13 protein-coding genes and 2 pseudogenes are annotated in these 19,885 nt (G+C 73.7%); 7 read left to right on the top strand and 8 right to left on the bottom strand.

The window, feature by feature from the left end; all coding sequences use genetic code 11:
* The first annotated feature begins 61 nt into the window (after positions 1-61).
* Positions 62-1,942 carry an ABC transporter ATP-binding protein gene (locus AC57BS_RS13745; protein WP_496412015.1) on the top strand — a complete coding sequence of 627 codons (1,881 nt, stop codon included), beginning with the start codon at positions 62-64 and terminating at the stop codon, positions 1,940-1,942.
* Positions 1,939-3,864 (top strand): ABC transporter ATP-binding protein, encoded by a 1,926-nt coding sequence (locus AC57BS_RS13740; RefSeq protein WP_496412014.1) that lies wholly within the window; start codon positions 1,939-1,941, stop codon positions 3,862-3,864. The genes AC57BS_RS13745 and AC57BS_RS13740 overlap by 4 nt, the downstream gene beginning before the upstream one ends.
* A gap of 422 nt (positions 3,865-4,286) precedes the next feature.
* Here the strand turns inward: AC57BS_RS13740 and AC57BS_RS13735 are convergent, their stop codons facing one another.
* The 4 genes and pseudogenes from AC57BS_RS13735 to AC57BS_RS13720 form a co-directional block, all read right to left on the bottom strand.
* The gene (locus tag AC57BS_RS13735; protein ID WP_496412013.1) at positions 4,287-5,513 is read right to left on the bottom strand and encodes a multidrug effflux MFS transporter; all 1,227 of its coding nucleotides are present in this window, start codon (positions 5,511-5,513) and stop codon (positions 4,287-4,289) included.
* Positions 5,510-7,368 (bottom strand): annotated as a pseudogene (locus AC57BS_RS13730) (glycoside hydrolase family 15 protein). Before AC57BS_RS13730 ends, AC57BS_RS13735 begins: the two are co-directional and overlap by 4 nt.
* On the bottom strand, positions 7,358-8,797 hold the full coding sequence (zwf, locus tag AC57BS_RS13725) for a glucose-6-phosphate dehydrogenase (protein WP_496412012.1): 1,440 nt from the start codon (positions 8,795-8,797) through the stop codon (positions 7,358-7,360). The pseudogene AC57BS_RS13730 and the gene zwf overlap by 11 nt, the downstream one beginning before the upstream one ends.
* A 51-nt stretch (positions 8,798-8,848) precedes the next feature.
* A complete protein-coding gene (locus AC57BS_RS13720) occupies positions 8,849-10,087 on the bottom strand; it encodes a homogentisate 1,2-dioxygenase (RefSeq protein ID WP_496412011.1) in 1,239 nt (412 codons plus the stop codon).
* A gap of 65 nt (positions 10,088-10,152) precedes the next feature.
* Here AC57BS_RS13720 and AC57BS_RS13715 point away from each other — a divergent pair, with 65 nt between their 5' ends.
* The 3 genes from AC57BS_RS13715 to AC57BS_RS13705 are packed head-to-tail and all read left to right on the top strand — an operon-like array spanning position 10,153 to position 13,490.
* Positions 10,153-11,037, top strand: coding sequence for a hypothetical protein (locus AC57BS_RS13715; protein WP_496412010.1), 885 nt, complete (start codon positions 10,153-10,155; stop codon positions 11,035-11,037).
* The gene (gene fahA / locus AC57BS_RS13710; protein ID WP_496412009.1) at positions 11,034-12,260 is read left to right on the top strand and encodes a fumarylacetoacetase; all 1,227 of its coding nucleotides are present in this window, start codon (positions 11,034-11,036) and stop codon (positions 12,258-12,260) included. Before AC57BS_RS13715 ends, fahA begins: the two co-directional genes overlap by 4 nt.
* Before the next feature lie 51 nt (positions 12,261-12,311).
* Positions 12,312-13,490 carry a glycosyltransferase gene (locus AC57BS_RS13705; RefSeq protein ID WP_496412008.1) on the top strand — a complete coding sequence of 393 codons (1,179 nt, stop codon included), beginning with the start codon at positions 12,312-12,314 and terminating at the stop codon, positions 13,488-13,490.
* On the opposite strand, the pseudogene mptB reads toward AC57BS_RS13705, so the two are convergent.
* A pseudogene (gene mptB / locus AC57BS_RS13700) lies at positions 13,478-14,812 on the bottom strand (polyprenol phosphomannose-dependent alpha 1,6 mannosyltransferase MptB); the annotation flags it as partial. The gene AC57BS_RS13705 and the pseudogene mptB overlap by 13 nt on opposite strands.
* A 163-nt stretch (positions 14,813-14,975) precedes the next feature.
* Between mptB and AC57BS_RS13695 the strand changes: the two are divergent.
* Together AC57BS_RS13695 and AC57BS_RS13690 are read left to right on the top strand one after the other, a co-directional pair.
* On the top strand, positions 14,976-15,884 hold the full coding sequence (locus tag AC57BS_RS13695) for a phosphodiesterase (protein WP_496412007.1): 909 nt from the start codon (positions 14,976-14,978) through the stop codon (positions 15,882-15,884).
* Positions 15,885-15,918: 34 nt separating this feature from the next.
* Complete coding sequence (locus AC57BS_RS13690) at positions 15,919-16,599, top strand: histidine phosphatase family protein (RefSeq protein ID WP_496412006.1); 681 nt, start codon at positions 15,919-15,921, stop codon at positions 16,597-16,599.
* Between the two features lie 3 nt (positions 16,600-16,602).
* Here AC57BS_RS13690 and AC57BS_RS13685 read toward each other — a convergent pair whose 3' ends face one another.
* Genes AC57BS_RS13685 through AC57BS_RS13675 form a run of 3 tightly spaced genes read right to left on the bottom strand, consistent with a single transcriptional unit; the run spans position 16,603 to position 19,879 of the window.
* Complete coding sequence (locus AC57BS_RS13685; RefSeq protein ID WP_496412005.1) at positions 16,603-17,541, bottom strand: DUF1444 domain-containing protein; 939 nt, start codon at positions 17,539-17,541, stop codon at positions 16,603-16,605.
* A gap of 44 nt (positions 17,542-17,585) precedes the next feature.
* The gene (locus tag AC57BS_RS13680; RefSeq protein WP_496412004.1) at positions 17,586-18,926 is read right to left on the bottom strand and encodes an MFS transporter; all 1,341 of its coding nucleotides are present in this window, start codon (positions 18,924-18,926) and stop codon (positions 17,586-17,588) included.
* Positions 18,923-19,879, bottom strand: a complete 957-nt coding sequence (locus AC57BS_RS13675) for a carbohydrate kinase family protein (RefSeq protein ID WP_496412003.1) — start codon at positions 19,877-19,879, stop codon at positions 18,923-18,925. Before AC57BS_RS13675 ends, AC57BS_RS13680 begins: the two co-directional genes overlap by 4 nt.
* Positions 19,880-19,885 lie beyond the last annotated feature (6 nt).

Raw genomic sequence — 19,885 nt, 5'->3', positions numbered from 1 at the left:
CCGGGCGACCTGGTTATTGCGTCGTCCGGACGGGGCCCGACCGCTTAGGGTCGACGGTGACATGCAGGACTTCCCACCCCGGACCGCGACGTTCTTCTCGGGTTCAGACGCCGCCCCCTCTCCGGACCCCGACACCCGGACGCCTGCCGCATTCCTGAGGTGGGTGCTGGGCCAGCAGAAGGCGCTCATCGCGCTGTCCTCGCTGTGCTACTCGCTGTGGTTCCTGCCGATGACCCTCGGCCCGTGGATCTTCGGCCGCGCGGTCGACGACGGCATCGTGGGCGGCTCGACGGCGGCGCTGCTCGGCTGGGCGGCGCTGCTGCTCGGCGTGGTCCTGATCGGCGCCGTCTTCGGGATCGTGTCCCACACGCTCGTGGTGCGGACCTGGCTCATCGGCCTCTACGGCGCGCTCGAGATGGTCACCCGCAAGGTCGTGCAGATGGGGCACGTGCTGCCCCGGCGCTCGCCGACCGGTGAGGTGCTGAGCGTGGCCTCCAGCGACTCCGACGAGTTCGGCGCGCTCACCGAGATCCTCGCCCGCACCGTCGGCCAGCTGGTCTCCTACCTGACGGTCGCGGTCATCGTGCTGACCATGTCGTGGCAGCTCGGCCTGCTCACGCTGGTCGCGGCGCCCGTGCTCGTCGGCGCGGCGCTGCCGCTGCTGCGGCCGCTGCACCGCCGCCAGCAGCTCGAGCGCTCGCGCACGTCCGACCTCACCTCGCTGGCCACCGACATCGTCGCCGGCCTGCGGATCCTGCGGGGCATCGGCGGCGAGCAGACCTTCGGCGCCAACTACGACCGCCAGTCCCAGTCGGCCAAGGACGCGGGCGTCGCGGCCGGCATCTGGCAGGCCGTCGTCGAGGCCGTCGGCGTGCTGCTCTCCGGCATCTTCCTCGTCGCCCTGGTCTGGCTCGGCACCCGGCAGGTCGAGGCCGGCGCCCTGACCGTCGGCCAGCTCATCACCTTCCTCGGCTACGGCCTGTTCATGGTCGGGCCGATCCGGACGTTCTTCGAGTTCGCCCAGAAGGGCGTGCGCTCGATGGTCAGCGCCCGCAAGGCCATCGCGATCTTCGAGCAGCGACCCCCGTGGCGCGACCCGGCCGAGCCGGTCGCCCTCGACGGCACCGCCGCCCTCCACGACGCGACCAGCGGTCTCACCGTGCAGCCGGGCATCCTCACGGTCGTCGTCAGCGCCGTCCCCGAGCAGAGCTCCGCCCTGGCCGACCGGCTCGGCCGCTACCTGCCCGCCGACACCGAGCCCGTCCCCGTCGACGGGGATGACGCGGTGCGCGGTCGGGCCGCCCGACGCGCCCGCGCCGAGAAGGCCCGTGAACGCGCCCGGATCGCGGCGCTCGACGAGGAGCGCGCCGGCCGCGACTGGGGCGTCACCCTCGGCGGCGTCGACCTGGCCCGCGCCGACCTGGCCGACGTACGCCGCCAGGTGCTGGTCAGCGACACCGGCAGCCAGCTGTTCGCCGGCACGCTCCAGGACGCCGTCGACCCCCACGGCCGGCTGACCCGCGAGCAGGCCGAGCACGCCCTCCGCGTCGCCAACGCCGAGGACGTCTACGACGCGCTGCCCGAGGGATGGCAGGGCCAGCTCGACGAGCGCGGCCGCGGCCTGTCCGGCGGGCAGCGCCAGCGCGTCGTCCTCGCCCGGGCCATCGCCGGGGACCCGCCGGTCCTGGTGCTGGTCGAGCCGACCTCGGCCGTCGACGCCCACACCGAGGCCAGGGTCGCCGAGCGGGTCGCCCACACCCGCCGGGGCCGCACCACGGTGGTCACGACGGTCTCACCGCTCTGGCTGCACCACGCCGACCACGTCGTGCTGCTGCACGACGGCACGGTGGTGGCCGAGGGCCGGCACGCCGACCTGCTCGCCGTCGACGACTACCGCCGCGTGGTCGCCCGCGCCCTCGACGAGGAGGAGGCCGCCCGATGAGCACCGACCTCCTCGCCACCTCGGCCGCGACCTGGCGCGACCGGACCGAGGACCCGCCCGCCATCCCCGACGAGCTGCACCCGCCGCGGGGCGTCGGGGCTCGCGAGCGCCACCGGGCGCTGTGGCAGCGCCACGCCCTGCGCCGCCAGCGCGCCGAGGACGTCTACGCCGCCTCCCGCAACCCGGCGCGCGGCTGGCCGGTGTCGGGCAACCGCGCGGTGCTCGCCTTCTTCGGCGACCTGGTGCGCAGCCGCAAGAAGTCGTTCGCCCTGCTCGTGGCCCTCAACGCGCTCGCCGCCGGCTCCGCGCTGGTGGTGCCGCGGCTGCTCGGGGAGCTGGTCAACCGCGTCCAGACCCAGGGTGCCGCCGTCGAGGGGCTCGACACGCTGGCCCTCGTCGTGGTCGGCGTGGTCCTGCTCCAGGCCGTCTTCACCTTCGGCGCCCAGCGGACCTCCACCCACTTCGGCCAGGACCTCCTCGCCTCGGCACGCGAGTACATCGTCGGCACGATCCTGCGCCTGCCCTTGGGGCGGGTCGAGGGTGCCAGCACCGGCGACCTGGTCACGCGCGTCACCCGTGACGTCGGGACCATGGCCCGCAGCGTGCAGTGGGGCGTACCCCGCCTGCTGATCTCGCTGCTGACGGTCCTGCTCTCCGTCGTGGCGATGCTGCTCAACTCCCTCGTGCTCGCGGTGCCGGCCCTCGTGGTGTTCGCGCTGTGCACGCCGGCGGTGCGCACCTACCTGAGCCGCGCCCCCAAGGCCTACATCACCGAGGGGGCGACCTACTCGCGGATCAACACCACTCTCACCGAGACCGTCGAGGGCGCCCGCACCGTGGAGGCGCTCGGGCTCTCGACCGCCCGGGTGCGCGCGGGCTCCGACGACATCGAGGTCTCCGCGCAGGCCGAGCGCTACGGCATGACGCTGCGCAACGTGCTGTTCGCCGCCCTCAACGGTGCCTTCCAGGTGCCGCAGGTCGTCACCCTGCTGGTGGGCGCGTACGCCTACAGCCGCGGCTGGGTCGACCTCGGGCAGATCACCGCGGCGATGCTCTACGTGGTGGCGCTCAGTGAGCCGCTCGACGCCGTGATCGGCGAGGTGGACCGGCTCCAGGTCGGTGCCGCCTCGACCAGCCGCCTGCTCGGCATCGCCGAGGTCCAGCCCGACCGCGAGCCCGGCGACCGGCTGCCCGACGGGGTCGAGCTGGTCGGGGAGGACCTGCGGTTCGCCTACCGCGAGGGCCACGACGTGCTGCACGGCATCGACCTGCGGCTGCGTACGGGCGAGCGGCTCGCGGTGGTCGGCCCCAGCGGCTCGGGCAAGTCGACGCTCGGCCGGCTGCTCTCGGGCATCAACCGCCCCCGCACCGGGTCCGCCCGGGTGGGCGGCGTCGACCTGGTCGACCTGCCGCTGGAGGTGCTGCGCACCGAGGTCGCGCTGGTCACCCAGGAGCACCACGTCTTCATCGGGACGGTGCGCGACAACATCGTGCTCGCGCGCGAGGACTCCTCCGACGACGCCGTGCGCGAGGCCCTGCGCGCCGTCGGCTCCCTCGCCTGGGTCGAGCGGCTGCCCGACGGCCTCGACACGATGATCGGGTCCGGGCGATTCGCCCTGACGCCGGCGCAGGCCCAGCAGGTGGCGCTCGCCCGGCTGATCATCGCTGACCCGCACACCCTCGTGCTCGACGAGGCCACCTCGCTGATCGACCCGCGCACGGCGCGCACCCTCGAGGGCTCGATGAACAACCTGCTCGAGGGCCGCACCGTCGTCGCGATCGCCCACCGCCTCCACACCGCGCACGACGCCGACCGCATCGCGGTCGTCATGGACGGGCTCGTCGTCGAGCTCGGCAGCCACGACGAGCTGATCGACCTCGACGGGGAGTACGCCGCGCTCTGGCGGGCCTGGACCTCCTGAGTCGGCGGTCGGCTCGCGGCGGCTGGAGTCACCGGATATCCGGTGACCGCCCTGCTTACAGGTACAGATCCGTACCTCGAAGCAGGGAACTCGGGTGCAAAGCCCGTGCCGCCGGCCCGGCGTGCGGGGGTGGCGGCACATCACAACCCGCACACTCCCGTACGCGCCATCTGCCGCCACCACCGCCGCCCGACCTCGAGGGGTGGCGGCACATCGCACCTCCCAGGCACCCCCACCCGTCATCTGCCGCCACCCCCACCGCCCGACCCGGGGGTGGCGGCACCTCGCACCCGCGCGCCCCCGTACGCGCCATCTGCCGCCACCACCGCCGCCCGACCTCGAGGGGTGGCGGCACATCGCACCTCCCAGGCACCCCCAACCGCAATCTGCCGCCACCCTCGGCCGCGGCGGCGGGCGGTCGTTCAGGCGCGGACCGAGGTGCGCGAGGCGTGCTGGTGCCAGCGCCAGCACGCCCAGCCGAGGAGCACGCAGACGGCCGCGGCCACGGCGAAGCCGAGGACGGAGCGACCGGCGTACGGGGCGAGGACGGCTGCGCTGACGGCGTTGAACACGAGCGTGACGAACGCCCCCGCCGACATGACCGCACCGCGACGGGTGGGGACGAGGTCGAGCATGAGCAGCTGGATGTTGGGGTAGGCCAGGCCGTTGCCGAAGGCGATCAGTGCGACGCCGGCCGCCGCCCACGGCAGCACCTCGCCGGCGGGGGTCAGCGCGACGACGACGCCGAGGAGCGCGCCCGCGGCGCTGGCGGCGTACCCGGCGGACACCAGCTGGGAGCTGGTCACGAGCGGTCCGAGGCGCCCGCTCAGGACCGACCCGACCACCATCGCCCCGATCATCGGGACGAAGAGCTTCCAGAAGTCGAGCTCGCCCTCGCCCAGCAGGTCGACGACGAAGATCGCGGCGCCGCCGATGTAGAGGAACTGGGCGGCGAAGACGAGGGTGCCGGCCCAGGCCATCCGGTGGAAGGCGGGCACGGCCACGACCGCGGCGAGGCCGGCGACGACCTCGCCGACCCGCAACGGCACCCGCCGCTCGGGCGGGTGGCTCTCGGGCAGCAGCGCGAGCGAGCCGACCAGCAGGACCAGCGCGAACGCCGCCATGAACCAGAACACCGTCTCCCAGGGCCCGACCTGCACCAGCAGCCCGCCGACGACCGGCGCGATCGCCGGGGCCAGCCCGAAGATCACCGCGACCTGGCTCATCAGGCGCTGCGCGTCGGCGCCGTCGAACAGGTCCCGGATGATCGTGCGGCTCACGATCGTCGAGCCGCCCGCCGCCAGCCCCTGCACGACCCGCCCGACGAGCAGCCACTCGAGGGTCGGCGCGAACGCGCACGCGACGGAGGCCACGGCGTACGCCGCCAGCGACCACACGATCACCGGCTTGCGGCCGAGCGCGTCCGACAGCGGTCCGTGGAAGATGCTCATCGCCGCGAACGCCAGCATGTAGGCGGTCACCACGAGCTGGAGCTCACCCACGGACACGTCGAGGGCGTCGCCCATCTGCGAGAACGCGGGGAACGGGGTGTCGATGCTGAACGGGCCGAGCATCGCCAGCATCGCCAGAACGAACGGGATCAGCACCAGGGTGCCGCGGGCCGGACGGGTCCCCGGCGCGCTGGTCATGCGTCGAGGCTACGGTCCAGGTTGATCACGGCGCTGATCAGGCTCAGGTGGGTGAAGCCCTGGGGGAAGTTGCCGAGCTGCTCGCCGTTGAGCCCCACCTGCTCGGCGTACTGGCCGAGGTGGTTGGCGTAGGTGAACATCTTCTCCAGCGCGAGGCGCGCATCGGCCAGCCGGCCGGCGCGGGTGAGGGCCTCGACGTACCAGAACGAGGCCAGCGAGAACGTGCCCTCGCCGCCGGCCATGCCGGCCTCGGTCCCACCGGCGTCCGAGACGCCGTCGGCGAACGACTCCGGGTCGTAGCGCAGCACGAGGCTGTCGGACACCAGCCGCTCCTCCACCTTGGCGAGGGTGGAGAGGAACCGGGGTCGTCGGGCGCGAGCATCTTGACCATCGGCATCAGCAGGGCACCGGCGTCGAGCACCTTCCCGCCGGGGAAGGCCGTGAAGGCGCCGAGCTCGTCGTTCCAGCAGTCGGTCATCACCCGCTCGTAGATCGCGTCGCGGGTCGTGGCCAGCTCGGTCAGGTCGCTCGGCAGGCCACGCCGCCGCGCCACCCGCATCATCCGCTCGACCGCGACCCAGCTCATCACCAGCGACGTGGTGTGGGTCCGCGGCTCGCTGCGGATCTCCCACATCCCCGCGTCGGGGCGCTCCCAGTTGTCCATCAGCCAGGCCATGATGCGGCGCAGGTCGGACCACGCGTCGTGGCTGATGCCGCGCCCGTGCTTGTCGAAGAGGTAGACCGAGTCGATCAGCTCGCCGTAGACGTCGAGCTGCAGCTGGTCGACGGCGCCGTTGCCGACGCGTACGGGTCGCGAGCCGCGGTGGCCCGCGAGGTGGCCCAGCTCGCGCTCGTGGGGCAGGTTGCCGTCGAGGTCGTAGAGCACCCGCAGTGGGCCGAGCTCGTCGTCACCGTCCTCGGCCGCCTCGCCGAGCCGCTCGGACAGGAACCGCACGAACGCCGCCGCCTCGTCGGTGAAGCCCAGGCGCAGCAGGGCGTACACGCTGAACGCGGCGTCGCGCACCCAGACGTAGCGGTAGTCCCAGTTGCGGGTGCCGCCGATGCTCTCGGGGAGGCTGGTGGTCGGGGCGGCGACGATGCCGCCGGTGGGCTCGTGGCACAGCAGCTTGAGGGTGAGCGCCGACCGGTCGATCCACTCGCGCCACCGCCCGGTGTAGGTGCTCTGCGACAGCCACGACCGCCAGAAGGCGGCGGTGGCCTCGAACAGCTCGTCGACGTCACCCTTGCCGCACCCGTGGGCCGGTTCCCCGGGCGCGAGGACCTCGAGCACGAACAGGGCCGACTCGCCGGCGCGCAGGGACAGCCGGGCCGAGGCGGAGCAGTCGTCGACGTCGAGGTCCACGGTGCTCGACAGGGCCAGGTGGACGTCGCCGTCGGCGAAGCGCACCACGCCGTCCTCGACGTCGAGGTCCGGCTCGGTCGTGCCGTAGTCGGGGCGCGGCGCCATCGACGTCGTGAGGTCGACGGAGCCCCGCAGCCCGACGACGCGGCGTACGAGGCGCTGGCGGTGGTCGGGGTCGTGGGCCCGCAGGACGGGCATGAAGTCGTGGACCTCGACCACCCCGCGCTCGGTCATGAAGCGGGTGATGAGGATGTTGGTCTCGGGGAGGTAGTACTGCTGGCTGCGGGCGTCCTCGTCGTCGGGACGCAGCTGCCACGACCCGGCGCCGGGGTCGAGGATCGACGCGAAGACGCTCGGTGCGTCGAACCGGCCGGGGCAGAACCAGTCGATGGTGCCGTCGGTCGCCACGAGCGCCGCGGTGCGCAGGTCACCGACGAGGCCGTGCTCCGCGATGGGGAGGGCCTCGGGGTCACTTCCCCTGTCACGACCCATCGGAGTCCTCGCGCCCCAGCCGCCAGCCCCCGTCGGGGAGGCCGAGTGCCTCCTGCGGGCCCCACGACCCGGAGGCGTACGGGCGGGGGTCGGGGCGGTCGTCGAGGACGGGCTGGCAGACCTCCCAGAGCCGGCGGGTCTCGTCGGCGTGCGCGAAGAGCGTGTGGTCGCCGTGGAGCACGTCGAGGAGCAGCCGCTCGTAGGCCTCGAGCGGCTCGTCGTGCGGGAGCTCGTCGCCCAGGTCGAGCCGCATCGTGGCCGGGGCCAGCTCCATCTCCGGGCCGGGACGCTTGCCGAGCAGCTCGACGTGCACCTGCGCCTCGTCGGTGAGCTCGAGGACGAGCTCGTCGGGCGCCAGTCCGGTGCCGAACACCGACGACTCCGGCTCGCGGAAGCGCAGGGTCACCGTGCGCCGGGTCTCGGCCATCGCCTTGCCGGTGCGCAGGTGGAACGGCACGCCGCGCCACCGGTCGTTGTCGACGAAGGCCTCGAGCGCCACGAAGGTCTCCACGTCGGAGTCCTCGTCGACGTCGTCCTCGTCGCGGTAGCCGTCGTACTGGCCGAGCACCACGCGCGACGGGTCGAGCGGGCGCACGTCCGCGAACACCGCCGCCCGCGCGCGGCGCACGGCGGCTGCTGACCACTCCCCCGGGTCCTCGAGCGCGACGGCGCCGAGGATCTGGAAGAGGTGGGTGGAGACCATGTCGCGCAGCGCGCCCGTCGACTCGTAGAACGAGCCGCGGCCCTCCATCGCGAGCGTCTCGGGGACGTCGACCTGGACCGAGGCGATGCTGTGGCGGCTCCACGCCGGCTCGAACAGCGCGTTGGCGAAGCGCAGGGCGAGCAGGTTCTGGACGGCCTCCTTGCCGAGGAAGTGGTCGATGCGGAAGACCTGCTCCTCCTCGAAGACCGCGTGCACGTCGTCGTCGAGCTCCTCGAAGGAGGCCAGGTCGAGGCCGAAGGGCTTCTCGATGACCAGCCGGGCCCGCTCGGCGAGGCCCTCGCGACCGAGCATCGCCACCATCCCGGACATCGCGGTCGGCGGCACGGAGAGGTAGACGAGGCGGCGTACGTCCTCACCGAGGTCCCTCTCGACCTCGCGCACCCGGGCCGCGAGCTCGGTGCCGTCGTCGGCGTCGGAGGTGCAGAAGGCGGTCCGCTCGAGCAGCTCGCGGGCGACGTCCTCGTCGAGGTCGTCGACGGAGTCGCGCAGACCCTCGAGCACCTCGTCGCGGAAGTCCTCGTCCGAGCCCGGCGAGTGCCGGCCGCTGCCGATGACCGCGTAGTCGCGCGGCAACCGCCCCGCGGCCGCGAGGCGGTAGAGGCCGGGGAAGAGCTTGCGAGCGGCGAGGTCGCCGCGGGCACCGAAGAGGAGCAGGACGCAGGGCGGGAGGTCGGCGTCGCCGCCTCTGTGCTCAGCGGTCGTCATGCCGGCCACGCTAACGACCACCCGAAGGAAGGGGCCGCGGCGACGGGGCGCTCAGCTGTTGCTGAAGACCGCCGGTCCGCCGTCCTCGCCGGGGGCACGACCCGAGGGGCTGGGGCTGGGGCCACGCCCGGCCCAGCTCCAGGCGTACGCCGGGTCCTCCACCGCGAGGCCGCCCTCGCCGAGCTCGAGCGGGGCGAAGGTGTCGACCATGACGGCGGACTCCTCGAAGTACTGCACGCCGAGGGACGCCTCGATCGCGCTGGGCTGCGGGCCGTGGGCGTGGCCACCGGGGTGCAGGCTGATCGAGCCGATCCCGATGCCCGAGCCCTTGCGGGCCTCGTAGTCGCCGCCGACGTAGAACATGACCTCGTCGGAGTCGACGTTGGAGTGGTAGTAGGGCACCGGGATCGCGAGCTCGTGGTAGTCGACCTTGCGGGGCAGGAAGTTGCAGATGACGAAGTTCCAGCCCTCGAAGACCTGGTGCACCGGCGGCGGCTGGTGCACCTTGCCGGTGATCGGCATGTAGTCCTCGATGTTGAACGTGTAGGGGTAGAGGCAGCCGTCCCAGCCGACGACGTCGAAGGGGTGGGTGGCGTAGGTCAGCCGGGTGCCGACGATGCCCGAGCTGGTGCGGTGCTTGACCAGCACGTCGACGTCGGTGCCGTCGGCCTGGAAGGTCTCGGCGGGGCCGTGCAGGTCGCGCTCGCAGTAGGGCGCGTGCTCGAGCAGCTGGCCGAAGCGCGAGAGATAGCGCTTGGGCGGGTGGATGTGGCTGTTGGCCTCGATCGCGTAGAGACGCGAGGCCTCGGCCGGCACCCAGCGGTGGTCGGTGGCGCGCGGGATGACGACGTAGTCGCCGGCGCGGTATGGCACCACGCCGAAGGCGGTCTCGACGGTGCCGCTGCCGGACTCGACGTAGACGCACTCGTCACCGATCGCGTTGCGGTAGAGCGGGGACGGGTCGGTGCCGGTGACGACGTAGGCGATCCGGACGTCGTTGTTGCCGAGGACCAGTCGGCGGCCCTCCACGGCGCAGTCACCGGTGGCCAGGTCGTGCAGCTTGAGGTGGCGGGGCTTGAGCGGGTGGTTGGGGGTGCGGGTCTGGTCGCCGAGCTCCCAGACCGTGCTGTCGGTGATCGCGCTCGGGACGCCGCGGCGGTAGAGCAGCGAGGAGTCGGAGGAGAAGCCCTCCTCGCCCATCAGCTCCTCCCGGAACAGGTGACCGTCGTCGTCGCGCAGCTGGGTGTGGCGCTGGCGGGGCAGCTGGCCGAGTGCTCGGTAGTAGGCCATCGGTGCGATCCTGTCATCCGATTATCGGACTCTCACGTCCGCTATCTGGTGGCTAGAGTAGACCCGTGACGCCCTCCCCACCACCTGTCGACCCCGCTCCTGCCGATCCCGCCGACTCCTCGGGCTGGCCCGACGAGTGGACCGGCCTCGTCGACGACGCCGCCATCTTCCCGCCGGGCGACGCCCCCCTCCACGACGCGACCGCGGCGTACGGCGCGCGTCGCGAGGAGTGGTGGGCCGACCTCGTCGGCAGCTTCGTGCTCCGTGACACCGACCTGCCGCTGGTGCGCGGCTTCGACGCCCCGCTCTCCGTGGTGGTCACCGGCGGCGCCGGCCAGCTCGCCGGCCCCCTGGGCGCGGCGGCGAGGCTCGGACTGGACGTCGCGGCCGTCGAGATCGTCGTCCGTGACACCGACGACCCGGTCGGCAACGTCCGCCGCATCGACGCCGCGGCCCGGGACGCCGACCTCGACGTGCCCCTCTTCATCGAGCTCCCCGGACCGCCGACCGCCGCATGGCTGGCAGCGGCCGACGAGGTCGCCGCGTGCGACCACCGGCTCAAGCTGCGCCTCGGCCACGTCGACCACGACCTGGTGCCCGACTCCGCGACCGTCGCGGCGTGGATCGACGCGGCGCTCGACCGCGAGACCAGGTTCAAGGCGACCGCCGGCCTGCACCGCGCCGTACGCCACGACCCGGAGGGCGGTGGCACGCACGGCTTCCTCAACGTGGCGGCCGCGACGAAGGCGCTGTGGGACGGCGGCTCGGTCGACGACGCGACCGCGGTGCTCGAGCAGCGCGACGGCGCGGCGCTGGCCGCCGACCTCGCCGACGGAGGCGTCGCCGCCGCCCGCCGCTGGTTCACCTCGTTCGGGTCGTGCTCGGTCACCGAGCCCCGCGACGACCTGATCGCCCTCGGGCTGCTGCCCCACCGGAAGGACGCCCCATGAGCACACCCACCACCCCGAGCAGCTGGGTCGAAGGGGCTGCCGGCTCCGGCTTCGACGTCGACCACCTGCCCTACGGCGTGTTCGCCAGCTCCGGTGAGCGGCCGCGGGTCGCCGTGCGGATCGGCGACCAGGTCCTCGACCTCAGCGTCGTCGCGGCCGCCGACATGGTCGACATCCACGAGCTGTTCGACCAGCCCACCCTCAACCCGTTCATGGCGGCCGGCCCCGCCGTGTGGGACTCGACGCGCGCCTGGGTGACCGGCCTGCTCACCGACCAGACCGAGCGCGACCTCGTCGAGTCCGCGCTGGCCCCGCTCGACTCGGTGACGATGCTGCTGCCTTTCACGGTCGGCGACTACGTGGACTTCTACGCCTCCGAGCACCACGCCTCCAACGTCGGGCGGATGTTCCGCCCCGACGCCGAGCCGCTGCTGCCCAACTGGAAGCACCTCCCCGTCGGCTACCACGGCCGGTCCGGCACGGTGGTCGTCTCGGGCACCGACGTCGTACGCCCCTGCGGGCAGCGGAAGGCGCCCACGGACGACGACCCGACGTACGGCCCCTCCCAGCGCCTCGACATCGAGGCCGAGCTCGGCTTCGTCGTCGGCGTGCCGTCGGCCATGGGCGAGCGCGTCGCGACGTCCGACTTCGCCCGGCACACCTTCGGCGTCGTCGGCCTCAACGACTGGTCGGCGCGCGACATCCAGGCCTGGGAGTACGTCCCGCTCGGGCCGTTCCTCGGCAAGTCGTTCGCCACCTCGATCAGCGCGTGGGTGACGCCGCTGGCCGCCCTCGACGCCGCGTGGACCGACCTGCCCGGACAGGACGACCCCGAGGTCCTCGACTACCTCCGCGTCGACGGCCCGGCCGGCCTCGACATCGAGGTCGAGGTCGTGCTCGACGGAGAGGTCGTCGCCCGCCCGCCCTACCGCACGATGTACTGGTCGCCCGCCCAGATGCTCGCCCACACCACGGTCAACGGCGCGAGCGTGCGCACCGGCGACCTGTGGGGCTCGGGCACCGTGTCCGGCCCCGAGCGGCACCAGCGCGGGTCGCTGCTCGAGCTGTCGTGGGGCGGCAAGGAGCCGTTCACCGTCGCCGGCCGGGAGCGCACCTTCCTCGAGGACGGCGACGAGGTGACCCTGCGCTACACCGCGCCGGGCACGGGCGGCGGCCGGATCTCGCTCGGCGAGGTCACCGGACGCATCCTCCCGGCCCGCTGACGGCAAGGCGCACGTCGAGGTCCGTTCACCTCGTTGCGCCAGCGTGCGCGCATGCGCATCGCCCAGCTCGCCAACTTCGTCGGCCCGGCCTCGGGAGGGATGCGTACGGCGCTGCGTGCCCTCGGCGAGGGCTACGTCGCGGCCGGCTGCGAGCGGCTGCTCGTCGTCCCCGGCCCGGAGGACACCCGCACGTCGACGCCGCTCGGTGACGTCGTCCAGCTCCGCGCACCGCGGGTCGGCGGCGGCTACCGGCTGATCGTCGAGCCGTGGCGGGTGACCGAGGTCCTCGAGCAGTGGCAGCCGACGTCGATCGAGCTCAGCGACAAGCTCACCCTCCTCCCCGTGGCCCGCTGGGCACGCCGCAACGGCGTGGGGTCGGTGCTGCTGTCGCACGAGCGGCTCGACGACATGCTGGCGCTGCGCACCGGCCTCGACGCGACGTCCAAGGTCTCGGTCGGGCTGCTCAACCGGCTCCTCGTGCGCAGCGTGGACACCGTCGTCGTCACCTCCGACTACGCCCGCCACGAGTTCGCGGCGGTCGCCGGCGCCGCGGGCTGCCCGGTCGTACGCGTCCCGCTCGGGGTGGACCTCGAGACCTTCCGACCGCACCCGCGCGGGCCCGTCGAGGTGCTGCGACTGGCGCACGCCGGCCGGCTCTCCCGGGAGAAGAGCCCACACCTCGCCGTCGCGACCGCCGTCGAGCTGCACCGCCGTGGCGTACCGGTCCGGCTGGACGTCTACGGCGTCGGCCCGCACCGCGACGAGCTCGTCGCGATCGCCGGCTCCGCGCCCGTACGCTTCCGCGGGTACGTCGACTCCCCCGCCCGCCTCAGCCGGGCGCTGGGGCACGCCGACGTCGCCCTCAGCGTCTGCCCGGGCGAGACCTTCGGCCTCGCGGTGCTCGAGGCACTGGCGTCGGGGACGCCGGTCGTGACCGCCGACCGCGGCGGCGCACGCGAGCTGGTGGAAGAGGCGTCGGGCGCCTGGGGCTCCCCCGACCCGGTGTCCCTCGCGGACGCGGTGCTCGAGGTGGCCGCCCGCCCGGTGCCGAGCCGGCGCGCCGCGGCCCGCGAGCGGGCGGCGCGTTATCCGTGGTCGGCGACGGTGGCGTCGATGCTGGAGGTCCATTCCTCGGTGATGCCCGCCAGTCGTTCGCGTGCCCGCCGGGTGAGCAGCAGCAGCACGGCCGCTGCGGCGGCGAGGAGGGACCCGATCACGATCGCCAGGTAGGCGCCGTGCAGCGACGAGTCCATGGGTGCGACCAGCCCGGAGAATAGCGACACGGCGACCAGGGTCGCCATCGCGCCGCGACCGAGCCGCTGGACAGCGACGAACGGCGCCACCCACAGGAAGTACCAGAGGTGGACCACGGGGCTGAGCGCCACGACGACGAGCATCACCAGGGCGAGCGCACGCACCGCCGCCCGCCCGTCGCCCGCGGGGTGGGCGGCCAGCACCCGCGCGACGACGCCGACGACGGCGACCTGGGCCAGCAGTCGTACGACGTCGAGGAAGGTCTCGTCGGGCGTGCCGACCCCGAGGAGCCGGGCGACGAGGTCGAGCCAGCCGCCGAGCAGCGTCGGGAGCGACAGCGGGGTGTTCACCGTGGCGGGCACCGCCAGGGCTTCGATCCACCCGACGCCCAGCCCCCACACCGCCCCCGGCAGGACGAGGGCGGCGACGGCGACGGCCCCGACGCGGGCCGTGCGGCGGACCCGGACGGCCACCGGGGCCGCCGCAGGCAGGGTCAGCAGGACGACCGCGACGCAGGCCAGCCCTCCGGGCAGCTTCACACCGGCGGCGAGCCCTCCGAGGACGGCGCCGGCCACCCAGCCGTGGTCGCGGGCGGCCACGAGGGCCGCGGCCATCAGCCCGACCATCAGCAGATCGTTGTGCAGCCCCGCCACTCCGTTGGCGACCGTCAGCGGCGAGGCCAGCACGAGGCCTGACGCGAGGGCCGGGTTGGCCCCGCACCAGCGAGCCAGCCGCGGCACCGCCCAGGCGAGCAGGGCCAGGCCGGCCAGCGCGATGACCCGGTGGGCGACGACGAGCAGCCACGGGTCGGAGGTCAGCCCGGCAGCGAGGTCGCCGCCGACGAGCGGGACCGGGCCGTACGGCGCCGGCGTGGCCATCCACCGCGGGTCGACGCCCTCGACGATCGGCCCCGGCACCGAGCGCGGCCCCACCAGGCTCCACGGACCGTGCTCGTAGGGCGAGAGCCCGCGGTGCACCAGCGCGCCCTGGGCCGCGTACGACCAGCCGTCGCGCGAGAAGAGCGGCGGCGCGACGAGCAGGGGCAGGGACCACGCGACCGTTGCGGCGCGCACTCGCGCCAGCGCGGCCGGCTGGTCGGGACCCTCCGCGCGGGCCACCTGCCGGCACAGGTGCAGCCAGGCGGACGCCAGCAGGCCGAGCCCCGCGAGCACGACCACCAGGCCCGCCATCCGGCCGGCGGCCGAGCCACGCAGGGGCTGGAGCAGGTCGGCCACCGCGTAGCTGCCGGGGATCGTCGCGACGACCAGTCCGCCGAGCAGCACCAGCGCGCTCCCCACCACACCGCGCGACACCACGGGCCGGACGCTAGGCGGGGGTCGCGACCCCGTTCCGACCCGTTCCCGACCGTGCCTCGACGACCGGGTGAACGGCCGGCCAACCCAGGCACCGACGCGGCTCCGAGCCGGTCCCGGCCTTGTCGCTGGTCCTAGGCTGCTCGTCGTGAAGCAGCTCGGCCAGTACGCCGCCCCGCGGCACGTCGTCGCGCACCTCAGCGACCCGCACCTGATCGGTGGCGGGGGCCTCCACTACGGCGTCATCGACAACGTGGCCCACCTGCGGCGCACGCTCGACCGGCTGGCGGCCGTACGGCCCGCGCCGCAAGCGCTGGTGTTCACCGGCGACATCGCCGACCGTGGCGAGCCGGAGGCCTATGCCACGATCCGCTCGATCGTCGAGCCGTTCGCGGCCGGGATGGGCGCTGTCGTGGTGTGGACGATGGGCAACCACGACGAGCGCGAGCCGTTCGCCCGGGGGCTCTTCGACTCCGAGGACGCCGGCCCCCAGGACCGGGTGCACGAGGTCGAGGGCCTGAGGATCGTCGCGCTCGACACCAGTGTCCCCGGGCACCACCACGGCGAGCTCACAGCCGACCAGCTGGCCTGGCTGGCCGACGTCCTGGCCACACCTGCCGAGCACGGCACCCTGCTGGCCATGCACCACCCGCCGCTCCCGCTGCCGATGCTGCGCGCCGCCGAGCTGATCGAGCTGCACGACCAGCAGGCGCTGGCCGACGTCATCGCCGGCACCGACGTGCGCGGCATCCTCGCCGGCCACCTCCACCTGTCCACGTGGTCGACCTTCGCCGGCGTCCCGGTCTCGGTCGCCTCGGCCAGCTGCTACACCAGCGACCCGGCACCCGTCGACCGCTTCGTCTCCGGCGTCGACGCCAACCAGGCCTTCACGATGGTCCACGCCTACGACGACCGCCTGGTGCACACGCTCGTCCCGCTCGAGCGCGGCGTCGAGGTGAGCCACATCGGCTCCGACGTCGCCGAGGCGCTCGAGACGCTGCCACTGGAGCAGGCGCGCGAGCTCGCCTCCAGCAAGACCTCCCAGTTCAACACCTAGCCCACACCGACCGACCCTGCCGAGGATCCCTCCCTTGCGACTGCTGCTCATGCGCCACGGCCAGACCCACGCCAACGTCTCCGGCGAGCTCGACACCGCCCACCCCGGGCTCGACCTGACCGACCTCGGCCACGCCCAGGCCGCGGCCGCCGCGAAGGCCCTCGCCGACGAGCACCTCGACGCGATCTACGTCTCGAGCCGTGTGCGCACCCACCAGACCGCCGCGCCGACGGCCGAGGACCGCGGGCTCACCCCGACCCAGCTCGACGGGCTGGAGGAGATCGCGGCCGGCCACTTCGAGATGCGCAGCGACCACGACGCGGTCGCCGGCTACATCGGCTCCGTGGCGACCTGGCTGGAGGGGGACCTCACCCACCGGATGCCCGGCGCCGAGACCGGCGAGGAGTTCCTGGCCCGCTACGACGCCGCCGTCCGTACGATCGCCGCCGCCGGGCACGACGCCGCCCTCGTCGTGAGCCACGGCGCTGCGCTGCGTACGTGGGTCTCGACCCGGATGACCCCGCACCCCGACGCGCCGCCCGCCACGCAGCCGCTGCACAACACCGCGCTCATCGTGCTCGAGGGCGACGTCGAGTCCGGCTGGGAGATGGTCTCGTGGCAGGGGCACCCGGTCGGCGGGGACTTCCTGGAGGACCCGACCGCCGAGGACCCGACCGGCGACCTCGACTCCGACGGGGACGGCGAGATCGGCTGAGGGTCAGGGCTGCTCGTCGCCGACGACCTCGTTGAGCATCTCGGTGAACTCCGGGCCTGCGTGGACGGACTTCGCCCCGTCCGCGTCGATCCGGGTGAGCTGCTGGTAGCCGGTCCCGTCCCACCAGTAGACGTGCGGGCTCAGCGGACTCGGCGCGTCGGCGTACCCGAGCCCGGCGAAGTGGGCCATCGCCGAGACGGCCGGGATGACCGAGGCGTCGCGGATCATGTGCCACGTCACCTGGTGCCTGTTGGGGATGCTCATCAGCCAGCCGTGACCGAGGTCCTCGTGCCCGGCCAGCGCCGAGGCGAGCTCGGGCATCAGCAGGGCGCGGCTCGCGGTGTGCACGGAGTCGCCGAGGAGCGCGTGGAAGGACCCGCCACCCGGTACGTCGACCTGCTCGAGGTGCTCGACCGGAAGGGCGCGCAGGTTGCGGACACCGTGCTCGCGCAGCCTCTCCCAGCCGCCGAGCCGCGACGCGTGCTCGCGGTTGTAGACAGCCACCGTCTCCGGCAGGTCGAGGGCCAGCAGCTCCACCACGCCGGGCACGAACTCACGGTGGGGGAAGCCGTCGAGCGACGGCATCGCGCTCTCGTCGTAGAGCCGCGCGTAGGTGTGCAGCTCCGCCTCGTCCGCGGACAGGTCCTCGAACGGATCGGGCGCATCGAGGCTCGCGAGGACCCGGTCGACGTGCTCGGCGGCGAGCCGCGGCCACTCACGGCGGCGGGCCTCGACGCACTGGGCGGCGAGGTTCCACAGCCCGAACTGCCGACCGGCGGCGTCCACCGCGTGGTCGGGCTGCATCTGCACCTCGAGCCCGCGCTCGCCGAGGGTCGCCGCGACCAGCGCCCGGAACTCGTCGGCCTGGTCGCGGGAGAAGAAGGTCAGCGCGTCGTCCGCGGGGCCCTGGTCCCGCCCCCGTGACTTCCAGAACATGCCCATGCAGGCATCCTTCACCACCGCGGGGCGGCTGTCCTCGGGATCGCCTAGACGCCCTCGGTCCCGATGCCCGGGTGGACGAAGGGCTGCCCCGCCCGCATCTGCTCGACCGATCCGGGGTGCACCCGGGCGAGGTGGGCGAGGCCGCGACGCCGGTAGCGCAGGGTCTGGACGATCCCGAGCGCCCAGAAGAGGTACTGCACGGCCATCGCCAGCTTGAAGTCGCCGAGCGTGTAGGACTCCATCCCGCCGCTCGCCGACAGGTCGAGCACGACGCCGATCAGCGCCATCGTCAGCAGCGAGGCGGTGAAGCCGCCGATGTTGACCAGCCCGTTGGCGCGACCGGTCTCGTGCGGCGGCGTGAACGAGCGGGCCAGGTCGAAGCCCACCATCGCGGCCGGGCCGCCGCTCGCCGTCGCGAACGCCATCACGACCACCAGCCAGGTGGGTGCCGCGCCCGGCCACAGCAGCACCCCGGTCCACGGCACGACCATCGCGATCACGACGCCGACCACGATCCACGAGCGGTAGTAGGGCAGCCGCGCGACCAGCCGGGCGAGGACGAGGCCGCTCACCACCGCCCAGGCCGTCATCGCCATCAGCAGGGTGCTGGCGCCGCGGGGCGACCACCCCAGGCCCTGCACGAGGAACGGGTAGCCCCACAGCAGCGCGAAGACGGTGGCGGAGAACTGGGACGCGAAGTGCGACCACATGCCCAGCCGGGTGCCGGGGTTGCCCCACACCGTACGGACCGACTGCGCCAGCGCGCGCAGCTTGACGGCCACCACGTCGTCGCGGGCGTACGGCGAGTCCTTCACCAGCGCGACCACCCCGACGAGCAGCACGACGCCGACGCTGGAGGTCAGCGCGAAGGTGCGCGTCCAGCCGAGCTCGTGGAGCAGGTACGCCAGCGGGCCGGCGGCGGCGATCGCGCCGAGCTGGCCGGTCAGCCCGGTGAGCTGGGTGACCAGCGGCGCCTGCCGCACCAGGAACCAGATCGTGACGAGCCGTATCACGCTGACGAAGACCATCGCGTCGCCCGCACCCACGACCGCCCGCGCGGCCACGGCGCCGGCGAAGGAGGACGAGAACGCGAAGGCGAGCTGCCCGGCGGTCATCAGCACCAGACCGACGAGGAGCATGGTGCGCGAGCCGTAGCGGTCGAGCAGCACGCCGACCGGCACCTGCATCCCGGCGTACACGACGAGCTGGAGCACGGTGAAGGTGGCCAAGCTGGTGGCGCTGATGTCGAAACGGTCGGAGGCGATGATGCCCGCGACACCGAGCGAGCTGCGGTGGAAGACCGCGAGGACGTAGACCGCGAGCGCGACGAACCAGATGATCCACGCGCGGCGACGACCGATGTCGTGGATCTGCTCCGGGGTCACTCCCGGCCGACTTGGGGGTCCACCCCGAGCGCGGCGCTCAGCTCGGCGCGCGAGGGCGGGTCCGCACCGGGACGCGAGACGTTGATCGCGGCGCCGATCGCGGCGGTCGTCACCGCACCGAGCACGTCGCGGTCCGAGAGCGCGCGCAGCGCGTCGGACGACTCCGCCCCGTGCACGCCGAGGGCGATGAGCGCGTCGACCAGCACGCCGCTGAAGGTGTCGCCGGCTCCCACCGTGTCGGCGACCGCGACCGGCACGCCGGGGACCTCGAGCGTGGTGCCGCCGGGGCGTACGGCGACCGCGCCGGCACCGCCGCGGGTGACGACGACGAGCCCGGGGCCGGCAGCGGCCCAGCGGGCGGCGGTCGCGACGGGGTCGTGGTCGGGGTGCAGCCACGCGAGGTCCTCGTCGCTCACCTTGACCACGTCGGCGAGGGCGACGAGCTCTTCGACGCGGGCGACGGGACCGGCCCGTTCGGGCGTGATGGCAGGGCGGGCGTTGGGGTCGAGCGACAGCAGCGCATGGCCCTTGCGCGCCTCGAACGCCGCCAGGACCGCGTCGGCCCCCGGGTGGAGCACCGTGGCGATCGAGCCGACGTGGAAGACCTCGCACGGCTCGTCGGGCACGGCGGGCAGGTCCCAGTCGAGGTCGAAGACATAGCTCGCGGCGCCCGACTCGTCGAGGGTCACGACAGCGCTGGACGTGCGACCCGACCCGGTCGGCCCGGCGACCACGACCACGTTGCTCGCCTCGAGCCACGACCGTACGGCCGCGCCGCGCGCGTCGTCGCCGAGGAGGGTCACCAGGCGCACGTCGCGCTCGAGCCGGGCGAGGGCGATGGCCACGTTGGCGGGGCTGCCGCCGGGGTGGTCACGGGGCTGCCCGTCGGGGCCGGGGACGACGTCGACGAGCGCCTCGCCGACCACGAGGACCCGGGGCTGCATGGGGGCCATGGCCCC

This window comes from Nocardioides sp. BGA-UO-ETr-FS32 (assembly GCF_059567905.1).
The sequence above is the reverse complement of the archived record's forward strand: the minus strand, read 5'-3'. Positions and strand labels throughout refer to the sequence as shown.

Bases quoted from the DNA above. Each gene is read 5' to 3' on its own strand.
- AC57BS_RS13745 (WP_496412015.1), top strand. From the start codon at position 62: ATGCAGGACTTCCCACCCCGGACCGCGACGTTCTTCTCGGGTTCAGAC.
- AC57BS_RS13735 (WP_496412013.1), bottom strand. From the start codon at position 5,513: ATGACCAGCGCGCCGGGGACCCGTCCGGCCCGCGGCACCCTGGTGCTG.
- AC57BS_RS13705 (WP_496412008.1), top strand. From the start codon at position 12,312: ATGCGCATCGCCCAGCTCGCCAACTTCGTCGGCCCGGCCTCGGGAGGG.
- AC57BS_RS13675 (WP_496412003.1), bottom strand. From the start codon at position 19,879: ATGGCCCCCATGCAGCCCCGGGTCCTCGTGGTCGGCGAGGCGCTCGTC.
- AC57BS_RS13685 (WP_496412005.1), bottom strand. From the start codon at position 17,541: ATGGGCATGTTCTGGAAGTCACGGGGGCGGGACCAGGGCCCCGCGGAC.
- AC57BS_RS13740 (WP_496412014.1), top strand. From the start codon at position 1,939: ATGAGCACCGACCTCCTCGCCACCTCGGCCGCGACCTGGCGCGACCGG.
- AC57BS_RS13720 (WP_496412011.1), bottom strand. From the start codon at position 10,087: ATGGCCTACTACCGAGCACTCGGCCAGCTGCCCCGCCAGCGCCACACC.
- zwf (WP_496412012.1), bottom strand. From the start codon at position 8,797: ATGACGACCGCTGAGCACAGAGGCGGCGACGCCGACCTCCCGCCCTGC.
- fahA (WP_496412009.1), top strand. From the start codon at position 11,034: ATGAGCACACCCACCACCCCGAGCAGCTGGGTCGAAGGGGCTGCCGGC.